The organism is Methanobacterium sp. (genome assembly GCA_012838205.1).
GTDB lineage: Archaea > Methanobacteriota > Methanobacteria > Methanobacteriales > Methanobacteriaceae > Methanobacterium.
In genome coordinates this window covers 1-11836 of sequence record DUPR01000050.1, presented here as the reverse complement: position 1 = coordinate 11836, position 11836 = coordinate 1, and the positions used below count along the sequence as shown (strand labels likewise).

10 protein-coding genes are annotated in these 11836 nt (G+C 38.9%); 7 read left to right on the top strand and 3 right to left on the bottom strand.

The window, feature by feature from the left end; all coding sequences use genetic code 11:
* From GXZ72_07825 to GXZ72_07805, 5 genes are all read left to right on the top strand, one after another.
* The coding region (locus GXZ72_07825; GenBank protein ID HHT19452.1) for a hypothetical protein at positions 1–234 on the top strand (234 nt) is incomplete at its 5' end.
* Between the two features lie 346 nt (positions 235–580).
* Positions 581–5197, top strand: a complete 4617-nt coding sequence (locus tag GXZ72_07820; protein ID HHT19451.1) for a cobalamin biosynthesis protein CobN — start codon at positions 581–583, stop codon at positions 5195–5197.
* A 199-nt stretch (positions 5198–5396) separates the two neighbouring features.
* On the top strand, positions 5397–6125 hold the full coding sequence (locus tag GXZ72_07815; GenBank protein HHT19450.1) for a DUF2162 domain-containing protein: 729 nt from the start codon (positions 5397–5399) through the stop codon (positions 6123–6125).
* 40 nt (positions 6126–6165) lie between these two features.
* Complete coding sequence (locus GXZ72_07810) at positions 6166–6816, top strand: MotA/TolQ/ExbB proton channel family protein (GenBank protein HHT19449.1); 651 nt, start codon at positions 6166–6168, stop codon at positions 6814–6816.
* On the top strand, positions 6803–7138 hold the full coding sequence (locus GXZ72_07805; GenBank protein ID HHT19448.1) for a DUF2149 domain-containing protein: 336 nt from the start codon (positions 6803–6805) through the stop codon (positions 7136–7138). The genes GXZ72_07810 and GXZ72_07805 overlap by 14 nt, the downstream gene beginning before the upstream one ends.
* A gap of 72 nt (positions 7139–7210) precedes the next feature.
* Here the strand turns inward: GXZ72_07805 and GXZ72_07800 are convergent, their stop codons facing one another.
* Positions 7211–8533, bottom strand: coding sequence for a glutamine synthetase (locus tag GXZ72_07800; GenBank protein HHT19447.1), 1323 nt, complete (start codon positions 8531–8533; stop codon positions 7211–7213).
* 236 nt (positions 8534–8769) lie between these two features.
* On the opposite strand from GXZ72_07800, the gene GXZ72_07795 reads away from it, so the two are divergent.
* Together GXZ72_07795 and GXZ72_07790 are read left to right on the top strand one after the other, a co-directional pair.
* The gene (locus GXZ72_07795; GenBank protein ID HHT19446.1) at positions 8770–9453 is read left to right on the top strand and encodes a HisA/HisF family protein; all 684 of its coding nucleotides are present in this window, start codon (positions 8770–8772) and stop codon (positions 9451–9453) included.
* Positions 9454–9538: 85 nt separating this feature from the next.
* A complete protein-coding gene (locus GXZ72_07790; GenBank protein ID HHT19445.1) occupies positions 9539–10438 on the top strand; it encodes a carbohydrate kinase in 900 nt (299 codons plus the stop codon).
* 43 nt (positions 10439–10481) lie between these two features.
* Here the strand turns inward: GXZ72_07790 and GXZ72_07785 are convergent, their stop codons facing one another.
* Both GXZ72_07785 and GXZ72_07780 read right to left on the bottom strand, forming a co-directional pair.
* The gene (locus GXZ72_07785) at positions 10482–10676 is read right to left on the bottom strand and encodes a hypothetical protein (GenBank protein ID HHT19444.1); all 195 of its coding nucleotides are present in this window, start codon (positions 10674–10676) and stop codon (positions 10482–10484) included.
* A gap of 47 nt (positions 10677–10723) precedes the next feature.
* Positions 10724–11677, bottom strand: coding sequence for a class E sortase (locus tag GXZ72_07780; protein ID HHT19443.1), 954 nt, complete (start codon positions 11675–11677; stop codon positions 10724–10726).
* Positions 11678–11836 lie beyond the last annotated feature (159 nt).

The following is an 11836-nucleotide window of genomic DNA, read 5'->3' as shown; positions in this document are numbered from 1 at the left end:
TCTGGAAGTCAAAGAGCTACAGAACGCGGAGATCAAAGTGCATCTGAATCCCAATCTGGAGCTGAGTCTGCTGAGACTGCGGGTACTGATGGGTCTTCTAAAACTTATGAAGTATCCCAGAACAATTCTTCAACTCCACAATCCAGCATGCCTATTGCTGCTATTGTGGGTGTGTTGATTTTGGTGGGTTTGGTTGGATTTGGTTACTTCCGTGGAGCTATATTCAAAAAATAACCATAAAATTTCCCCCATTTATTTTTTTGGGGCATATAACCTTTTTTTTTTAAATCAAAAATAAAACTGGTTTTTTATAATTATTTAATTATAATTTAAGAGGACTCTATTTCATTAAGCTATTCTTTAGGAACAAGGAATTTTTTATGGTCACTATTGGTGCGATTGTATTGCATTTGGTTAGCCATTGGAATTCATGTTATGCAAACTTGGTCTGATTTTTCAAAGATATTAGAAATATTTATATTAAAGTAAACATTAATTTTTATAAAGTATTATTGATTTATTTGGTATTTGCTTAAAAAAGTTGGTGAAAATCATGAAAAAACAAACGATTTTTTTGGTGATGACAATTGTTTTTGCATTACTCCTGTGTGGAGCAGTATCAGCAGAAGAAATAAAGGGGAATGTTGATACAAATCCGTTGAATTCAACGGATAATCAAAGTGTTGCAATCAATAACTTAGAATGTGATCAAGATCCCCGAATTTACGGGATAGTAAAAGAAATTTACAATGAAAGCTCTGGAACCTACACTAAGCTAGTTGATGCTATTCCAGTTAAAGGGGCAGCAGTAACTATAAAAAATCCCGCCGATAACTCGATAATTGCCACCGGAACCACTAATCAGAATGGAGAATATGATATCTACTTTTTATCGACTTTGACAGAATTCAAGGTGGAAATAGCGTACTCAACATACAAAACCTATTTTAAAAACGTCATCCCCACCGGTACTCCCATACCAGAAACCCAACTCAACCACACTTTCATGCCAGATATTGCAATGATATTTTCACACCCTGAAAAAGCAACCGCCATCAAAATGCTCAATAATCGCAGATTAATCCACATTGATGGATGGTATGGTACTTCAGATAATGACTGGATAGTGGAGTACGTGAATTTCGCATACCTGGACATGACGATGCCAGGATCAGGTTGGGGAGACTCATGGTATGATGAACTCTTAAAAAGCCCGGCCAACGCTAATTATATGATTTCCCATGCCCATGGGTTCCCATGTGACACTGACACAGACCCTTATGGTGGAGATGGACTACACATGTTAGGTGGCCATGACACCAGCGATACTGAAAACACTCTAGAAAACACTTATATGGGTTCCTACTATGATTTGGCTACGGATGATGCAATTCAAACCAATTTCCAGTACATGGTAGAATATATCTATTATTTACTCGGTGAAACGACCATTAATCCCACTCAGAACGGGAAAAGCCCAATAATGGCTACACCTAACTGGGGTTTGTACCATCCAGACTATCCAACTAAAGTAATAGCTGCTTTCCCATCGCAAGAACAGATTAAAGCATGGATAGAATCCAATTTTGGATATACACCTGATGGTAGTTTAATCTGGACGAAAGAAGATTACAGCAACTGGTCAGAAACATCAAGAAATACCGTTTACCAGGAATTTGAAAATTGGTATGACGCCACTAAAACCGACATAACCAGTCCTTTTATAGTAATAGTCAGTTACGGTCCGGGTGGGGAAACTATTAACGCCCTAATAAAAGAATATGAGAATCAAGGTCGAGCAGTTTTAAACCTGTTTGCCCGCGAAGTAACTCCTTCAGCAAGTAGCTTACTAATGGAATTAGTTATTGGAAAAGATGGTAACGGGCCATTAGGTCGGGGAATATCTGCAATTACATCATTGTACAGTTTTTCACTTAATTACGCAAATCTCGCTGACAATGGTGCCTTAAGTGAACTTGAAAAAATTAATTTAGAGGTCATCAAAGCCCTCCAGTTATCCAATATGAATAGTTTAACTAATCCTCTGGGGGCTCAATCAGAATGGGTCTACGCAGTGACCTACCCCTACTTTGAAGGGATTTTCAGTCCGGTAGTGATATCTTACACTGATGAAAACGGCATAGAACATCCTTTAGACGCGGGAGTGCAAAAAATAGTAACTTTAACCAACAAATGGGCCTTACTCAAAGAATTATCCAATTTTGAAAAGAAAATAGCCATAATTCTCTACAATTACCCGCCAGGAAAAGCTGAAATGGGAGCATCATACTTGGATGTTTTCCAGAGCTTGCATGACCTTCTAACAAAACTAAAATATGAGGGTTATGATCTTGGAACCGAAGAAATACCCACCCCCAATCAACTGTACACTCTAGTTGCTGAATTCGGTAACAAAGGTAGCTGGGCACAGCCCCTACTAGATCAATATGTAAATAAGTACCGAGATAAACTGCAAATCAACGGTCAATTGGTTGATCCAAGCACATACTTGTCCTGGTTTAACCAGTTACCAGCAGTCCTGCAACAGCAAGTCATAGAAAAGTGGGGTAATGCCTTGGGCGATATCATGGTTTCATCAGGGTCAATCGTTATTCCAGGCATAATGTTCGGTAATGTGTTCATCACAGTACAACCCAGCAGAGGATGGGAAGAAGTTGAGGATTACCATGATGAATATCTACCACCACACCACCAGTACATAGCATTTTATAACTGGCTGGAAGAAGTTTTCAATGCTAATGTAATGATACACTTTGGAACTCATGGAACCCTGGAGTGGCTTCCCGGAAGGCATGTAGGGTTACAGGAAGATGATTGGCCATTCCAATTATCTAACATACCTAACATCAATCCCTACATAGTTTCCAACCCTGGAGAAGGTTTAGTTGCTAAAGATAGGGCTAATGCATTAATAATAGATCACATGACACCAGCCATGGTCCGTTCTGGTTTGTACGGTGATTTGATAGTTGTGCATGACTTGATACACCAGTATCAAAACGCTTTGAACGTGGGTAACTACCAGATTTTACCAGCATTAGTAACACAGATAACCGTAAAAGTTAATGAATTAGGCCTACAATCACAGGCAACAGGACAAAACTTTGAAGAATGGCTGGATAAAATCCATCTATTGTTACATGAAATCGAAAAGGATATCATACCCCTCGGTTTGCATAGCCTCGGGAAAGTTCTAACTGGTGATGAACTAGTGGAAGAAGTTTTCACAATAGTATCATCCATGACTGATATCATGGATCACATGAAAACTGAACTTTACCCAGGAATAACAGTTAGCTATTATGACATGAACAAAGTAACCTTGTATACAGATGAGTTAGATGCCATAGATAACCAGATTAGGGATTACATAGAACGAATAGTGAATGGTGATGAACCAACCAGTTTCAATGTCATCAGCACTGATTTACTGAATGACTTACAATATTGCAAACAAATCATTAACAAAATAAGAGCAAACCAGGAATGGGAGAATCTTTTAAACGCCCTTAGCGGTGGATTTGTCACAGCTGGTTTAGGGGCTGATCCAGCCTATGCCGATGTTTTACCAACTGGTAAAAATTTCTACAGTGCTAATCCTAAGAAAATGCCCACTAAGGCAGCATGGGAAACAGCAAAAATATTAGTAGACCAACTAATTGTTGACTACTACCAAAAACATGGAAAATTCCCAGAAACCATTGGAATGGTCATGTGGGGCACTGAACTACTACGAACTGATGGCATTGCCATTGGTGAGTTTTTGTACCTTTTAGGTGTTCAACCGATTTGGAATAGCAATGGGGATGTACAGAGTACTCCCACCTTAATTCCACTGAAAGACTTGACCATCACCATTGACGGTGTTACCATGAAAAGACCTCGTATTGATGTTTTCACCACAGCAGTCACTGGAAATGAGATCTGGATCAACCTCATGAACAATGCTGTTAAACTGGCTGCAAATGCTCCAGGAGAAACTGATAAAGAAAATTACATTAAAAAACATCTTCTTGAAAATGATTCTCTAGATCGTGTATTTGGTCTCAGAGGGCTGGTTTTAGAAGGAACTGGTGTCTGTGATTTGGTACCTAATACCAGTAAATGGAGTACCAGTGATGATCTGGCCAGTGTATATCTTTCCCGGGTTTCTTACGCTTGGAGATCAACTGATGACGGTATCCAAATTAGTCAGAATAGGAACACTTTCCAGTATTTACTAAGAAACATGGACATGGTAACTCAGACCATTGATAGTACTTGGAGATTACTGGACACTGATGACTACTATGACTGGTTTGGTGGAATGTTCCTCGCATCAACTAGTTTAGGTGGAAATCCTGATGCCATACTGGCAGATATTAGAAACAAAAATAATGTTATAACCAGAACAATAAAAGAAGAAGTTGAACTGGAGATAAGATCCCAGCTTTTAAACCCAGCCTACCAAGATGCACTGTTTGGCACGGCAAGTGGCTGGGTGGAGTATGCATCTCGTTATGAAAATTTATTTGGCATACATGCCACCACCGGAAGTGTTTCTAACCAGATGTGGACATTGGTTGCTCAAAACTTATTGACTGATCGGTTCACTGCAAACAGTGATTATCAAGCCTATTCCACTCAAAGTATGCTGGGATGGGTTATTGAAGCTTCCAGAAGGGGCATGTGGCAGGCTGACCCACAGCTCTTAAGTACATTAAAAGACAAATATATGGAACTTGTTAACGAATTTGGAGTTTCTTGTTGCCATCACACTTGCGGAAATTTGGCTTTTAACCAGTACATGGTAGTAGGCTCTTCCTTGAGCAGAGCTCAGCTACAACAGTTTGCTGATGTTCTGATGTCTGCTACTGGTGAAGTGGTCAGTGTTGGTACTAGTGGGCAAACTAGCCAGAAAGGTCAAAGTAGTGGGCAAACTAGTAGCAGTAGACAGGCCAATGATGCAAGTTCATCATCCAGTGCTGTTTCTCCTGGAGATATAAACACTGTTCAAGAAACCTCTAAATCAGATGAACAAAGCACTAATGGGGAAAATAGTGCATACGAAGTTTCACAAGCAAGCTCACAATCTTCAGGCCAGTCCAGCATGCCTATTGCTGCTATTGTGGGTGTGTTGATATTGGTGGGCTTGGTTGGATTTGGTTATTTCCGTGGGGCCATTTTCAAAAAATAAATATTCCCCATTTTTACCTTTTTTTGGGTATTATTTAACTAAAAATGGCTGTTTTTTATTTACATGGTCAAAGTATTACACATGGTCTTTATTTCCCCTGAAAAGTAATAATACTTAGTAAATCGAAAATATTATAAGTTCAATTGTTAAATCTTAGAATGATTAGCATTATAAGTCCTTATGAGAAAATGTGATTAACATGATGGAATTATTATGGAAACTAGGAATTCTCTCGATAGTAATGGTTTTTGGTATAAAAATCGGTCTGGCAATGGGTTTTGCCGGTCTTTCCAAGAAAATAACCGCAGCAATAATATTAGGTTATGGTGGCGGTATTCTTTTACTCACTTATATTGCGGGAGGCTTCGTTGAACAACTCCAAGGATTTGTTTATGATTATAGTTCTGTTTTAGGTATTGCGATGGCTGCAATAATTCTTTATGCCGGTTTTCACACTCTTAAGGAGTGGAAGATACACAGTAAAGACAACATTAGTGCAACTTGTTTGGCTATGCTCGCTCCATGTCCCTGTTGTTTCGGAGCAGCTGTTGCAGCCATAATAATTGCCTCCCCTATGATTGGGGTTTCTGCATTTGTAGTGGGAGAGTACGCAGCAGCTTTTTTAATGATAACCATGACCGTATGTTACCTGGTTTCAGGGTACATAGGGCGTGCATTGAATAAACCTTACCCTGTTTTACTGGGTAATTTCATGCTATTTGCAGGTTTCTACTTTTTAACATCAGCCATAGTAATTCCAAATATCAGTACGGTTTTAAGTCATCAGATGAGTCCGATCAATATTCCAGATATCTGGACATTCTCTTATGCCTTATTAACTGTAGCTGCTCTTGTAGTGGTTGGCTATTACATAACACGCAAGCGCAGTCCTTTTGTAAATCAGACATCAGGGACAAATCAAAAATAACAAAAAAAAAATTTTTAATTGAAAATACACAGGTGATCTAATGGTAGCAGTTCCAGGCAGTGAAATGTTAGGTGCAATTTTACATGTTATATCCCAGAGTCTTCTTATTCCGGTTATTGTGGGACTTTTGGTCTTTATGCTTTATGCCATAATAAGTTTCGGTGGCCTGATATCAGAATATACTAACAGAATAAGGGTAAGCACGGAACAAATAGAACAAATTATTACCGATATCTCCAATCCAGGGACACCAGATAAGATTATGCAAGTAATGGAAAATAGTGATGTTCCCCGAGGTTACAAGGACATCATCATTAAAATTGCATCCCACCCTGAAATGGGCACGAAATCCAGAGAAGCCCTAACTAGGAAATTGCTTGAAAGTGAAGAGAATAAAGCAGCAAAAAGTCTGGAGAAATCAGATATAGTAACTCGTTTAGGTCCTACTCTTGGTTTAATGGGAACACTGATACCTATGGGTCCGGGCCTGGCAGCTTTAGGTTCAGGGGATATAAACACTCTAGCACAAGCTATTATAATAGCCTTTGACACAACAGTTGTTGGATTAGCAGCCGGTGGTATTGCTTATGTTATATCCAAAATTAGGAGAAGATGGTATGAAGAATACTTATCCAATTTGGATGCTCTCTGTGAAGCTACACTGGAGGTGATGGACCATGGTAAGACGTAAACGTGGCAGGTTAAGTGATAGTCAAGACGAAGACCCAATGGCAGGATCCGCCAACTTGGTAGATGCCATGCTAGTACTGTCAGTTGGATTTTTAATATTTCTCGTCATGTCCTGGAATATGCAGAACGTGGTTTTCGCAGACATGTCTCAGGAAGAACGTCAAAGGACTATGGAAGCCATGAAAAATGTGGCCGAAATCCAGCAAGGTCAGGAACTTAACGAAACGCCTCAAACCAAGTCAGGATCTGGGGAAGGATACGCAAAAAAGGGAACAGTGTATCAGGATCCCACAACTGGAAAACTAATCATGGTAGAGGGTTGACAAAGTCAAGACTATATAAGTACTACCAACACCTTTTTTTTTAAGCCTACATTTTTTTTTTAAAAAATATATTTAAAGTAGAGGATAGTACTTATTGATCTCATAATCGGTTACTTGCCGGTTGAATTCATTCCACTCCATCTTTTTAAGCTTTATAAACCTTTTAAATGAATGAGGTCCTAAAACTTCTTTCATTAGTTCGGATTTTTCTGAATACCGGATTGCTTCCTGTAAAGAGGAGGGTAGTGTTTTAATGCCTCTTTTAATCCTTTCTTCTTCGTTCAGATCATATAAGTTGAACTCCATGGGCTCGGCCACTTCGCAATTTTCTTCTATTCCTCGCAATCCCGCCATGAGAGTAACAGCCAACTGGAGGTAAGGGTTACCTGAAGGATCAGGGCAGCGAATCTCAATACGAGTAGCTTCTGCTCGACCAGGCTGATAATGTGGAACTCTTACCAGTGCAGAGCGATTGCTCCTGGACCATCCAATGAAAACTGGAGCTTCAAAGCCAGGCACTAACCGTTTATATGAATTAACCCAGGGGTTGAGAATGGATGTTATTTCCTTAGAATATTTAAGAACCCCTCCCAGGTAAGAACGGGCAACATCTGATAAATTGTAAGGGTCACTATCATCAAAGAAAGCATTAGTATCTCCCTTAAAAAGGGATTGATGGGTGTGCATTCCTGAACCATACTCATCATTTAAAGGTTTAGGCATGAAAGTAGCATACACTCCGTGTTGGGTGGCAACTTCCTTAACTGTCAGCCGATAAGTAACCATGTTATCTGCCATTTTCAGTGCATCATCATATCTCATATCAATTTCGTGTTGGGATATGGCTGCTTCGTGGTGAGAATATTCCACCCGTATTCCTAACTTTTTAAGGGCTAAAACAGTATCTCTCCTCAGATCTGATGCCAAATCCAGGGGTGCTTGGTCAAAGTATCCTCCTTTATCCAGTGGCTCAGGCTTTTCTGAGGATTTGAAGTAAAAATATTCCAGTTCTGGGCCTACATAGAAGTGATCAAAACCCATTTTTTCCATCTTTTCAAGGGCTCTTTTTAAGATGTTACGAGGATCACCCTCATAGGGTTGGCCCTGGGGTGTGCAAACATCACAGATCATCCTGGCCACTAAGTTTTCATGTCTCCAAGGTAAAATAATAAAAGTTTCTGGATCAGGCATGGCAATCATGTCTGACTCTTCAACATCTTGAAAACCAGTGATACTGGAACCGTCAAAACCCATCCCACGGTCAAATGCATTTTCAAGTTCATCATTGGTAATTGCAAAGCTTTTCAAAACACCGTTAAGGTCTGTGAACCATAAACGGATGAATTCAATATTTTTTTCCTGAACTTGTTCCATTATATCGTCTTTACTTAACATTTTAGATCTCCGTCCATTTTATTCAGGAGCATTTCTCTGTAAATCATATCCACCATGAATTCTTGCATGGAATATTTATATGAACACTCAAAATTATACTAAAAAAACTTCAAGTATGCAAGTGAACACCCATTTTTAAGTCATCATTTTTCGATAACTAATTAAAGATTGAATGAGTATACCATATTACTTGACACTTTTTTAGTTATATAATTAATTTATCATGGTGACCCTTTATGATAATACCTGTTTTAGACATAAAAAATGGAATTGCAGTATCTGGAAAATCAGGTAACCGGGATGAATATCAGCCCCTGAAAACAGTCTTCCATTCTTCATCAGATCCCCTAAAGATTTCTGAGGCACTTAAAAAAGCAGGGGCATCACAGATATACATTGCTGATCTAGATGCCATTGAAGGTGAAGGTTCCAACCGTGACCTAGTGAACAAGGTCAATCAAATCTTACCAGTCATGTTGGACTCAGGAGCCTTTGATCCAGACTCAGTAGAAAAGGCACTTCAAGTTTCAGATAAAGTGATTGTAGCCACCGAAACATTGCAAACACTGGATGATCTTGACAGGATATTACGCCAGTGTGACAAAGAACGTATAATCATCAGTATTGATGTAGTTGATAATAGAATCTACACAAAACATATCAAAATTGATTTTGAAAGTTTAAGGAAAATCCTGACAGAACACCAACCCCTCCAGATAATAATTTTGGATATTTCCAATGTAGGATGTGAAGGTGGGATAAATTGGAAATTATTAAATCATTTCGCAGGGCTTGAAAGTTCCATCATATTCGGAGGAGGGGTTACTGCCGAAGACATCCTAAAACTGGATGGGAAGATTATAGATAACGTTCTGGTGGGAACTGCACTCCATCAAGGAAAAATCAAACCAGTTTTCTAAAAAAACTGCCCTACCTTTTGATGAACTCACCCACCCCCTTTTTTATACCTAAACTTATTAATCAATCCCACCCAAACTATTTTTCATGGCTAAATTTTTGATTGTAGGACCAGTAACTTGTGATACCATCCTAACCAGTGGTTCAAAACACCAAAAAATAGGAGGACCAGTCTATTACCAGGCAAGTGTCCTGTCAGCCTTCAAATCCGATGTGACTGCGGCTGTGACCGTGGGAATGGATGATTCAGACTTGCTGAAAAATTTCCCCCCAGATATTGAGTTATTACCCTTATGGGGGGATGAAACCATGGAATTTGAGAACTTCTATCCGGATGATGATCCCAATCACCGGATTCAAAGGGCTTGCATTCCCCGAAACCCCATCCAAACATCCCATATTCGCAGAATAGATATCAGCGACTTTGACGCTGTTCTAGTTTCACCACTATCCCCCTATGACGTGCCCCTTGAAACATTAAAATACATTTCCAAGACAGGCGTACCAGTATATTTAGGGGCGCAAGGTTATCTTCGCCACTTTAAAGGATATGAAGTTGTCTTAAAACCCTGGAAGGGTTACAAGGATTTTTTAAGATGTGTTGATTTTTTGTTTCTCGATGAAGTTGAAGCCGGTGTGATACTTGGTGAACTTCAACTATCCCTAGATGAAACCCTACAAGATATTTCCAAATATGGGCCGAAAGAAGTGATTATCACCAGGGGAAGTAGAGGATCTGTCATCTACTCCCAAGATTTAGATAGGATCTACCGAATAGCTGCATTTCCCCCTAAGGAAACTGCCGACCCAACCGGTCTTGGTGACACTTACTTAGCCGCCTATGCATTCAAAAGACAGGGAGTATCTGACCCACAGGAATGTGGAATTTTCGCCTCCATAGTCGCATCTTTTAAATTGGAAAAAAAGGGTGCATTTAATGGCAACCTGCAACAAATCCAGGAGAAACGTTCTAAGTATTTTTTATAAATCCAAGAATTTGTATAACTTACAAGAAAAAAGTGTTTTTTTTTTATGATCCTAATACCAAGGGCAATACTAAAAATGGCACAGTACCAGCAGCAAAGAAAAGAACAACCCCAGCAATGGTATAATTCTTTTTCCGGTCCATTATCCCAGTACAAAGCAGTATAACTCCTATAAATGCAAGTATTATAGGGATTACATGGGAGTAAATCAATGATCCAACTATAACAGTATCTGCCATATTATATTCACACCTTCATTTTTTTATTTATTAGGATTCTAATCACTTTAATTTAATGGTTCAATTGAAACTAGTTTACAGTGCACAATCCAGGCAGCTAACATAAAACCTGGCGGCCAGCAAGTTACCAGAGTTAATTCCGATTTTCCCTCAGGGAACTGAACTGGATGAACTTTATAATCCCAGTTTATATCTCCATTGTGATATACTTCATATACATATCTTTTTTGAGTCAGATAATCATCTATGATAACTTCATCTCCCACTTTAAGCAAGTTTATATTTGCAAATGGGGCTGAAAATTGTGTATGGTGGCCCATAATCCCAACAGTTCCACTTTCACCGGGATAAAAACTTTCAGGATACCGGTACACTCCATTGGCGATGTTGATTGTGTCATTTCGCACATCCCATCTTATTCCCTGTGAGGGGATGTAAATTGATCCAGATATCGGGTTTTCTTCAAGTTCTCTGGAAGTTATGTTTAAACTATTCTTAACAGCATCGAAGGCTGCAGTACTTTCTGAACCTTTAAATAGGGACCATAAATTAAATTCTTCATGAGGGTACTCGAATATTATACTGTAGAGGGCTCCGTTGGTGTTAACCCATAACTCTTTATATTCGGTTGTGGTATTGTTTTTATTAATCTTATATGTATTCTCAAAACCCTCATTTTCTTTTAAACTGGCATTATTCGAGGAAACAAACTCATATTCGCTCTTGTTTTGTTTGATGAGTTCAGGCACGAAATTTTCTGGATTTTTATATCCGGAAGGTTTGGCTTGTCTGCTGACAGTGACGTTCATTCCTGTTTTAGGATCATTAAATGCAACCAGCTGGGATTCTCCTCCTAGAGTTTGCTCCCAGTTGGCAGGATAGTCGAATGAAATCTCATCATTTTCATAATGCTTAGTTTCAATTTTGGCACTGCCAAAAGACAGGGTGATGGCTAGAATGATAACCGCTAAAAAAATAGTAACAAGAATATATTTATTCAAATAAGACTTTTTCTTCAAATAAGGCTCTCCCATTCAATTTTTGTTATAAAAATCTAGTTAATATTTTAGTGTGGGCATCCCAGATGCAGATAATAAGTGTATAATTGTGTGGAACTGTTTTGACACATGTTTATATAATTTTAATCATGGTCAGATAAT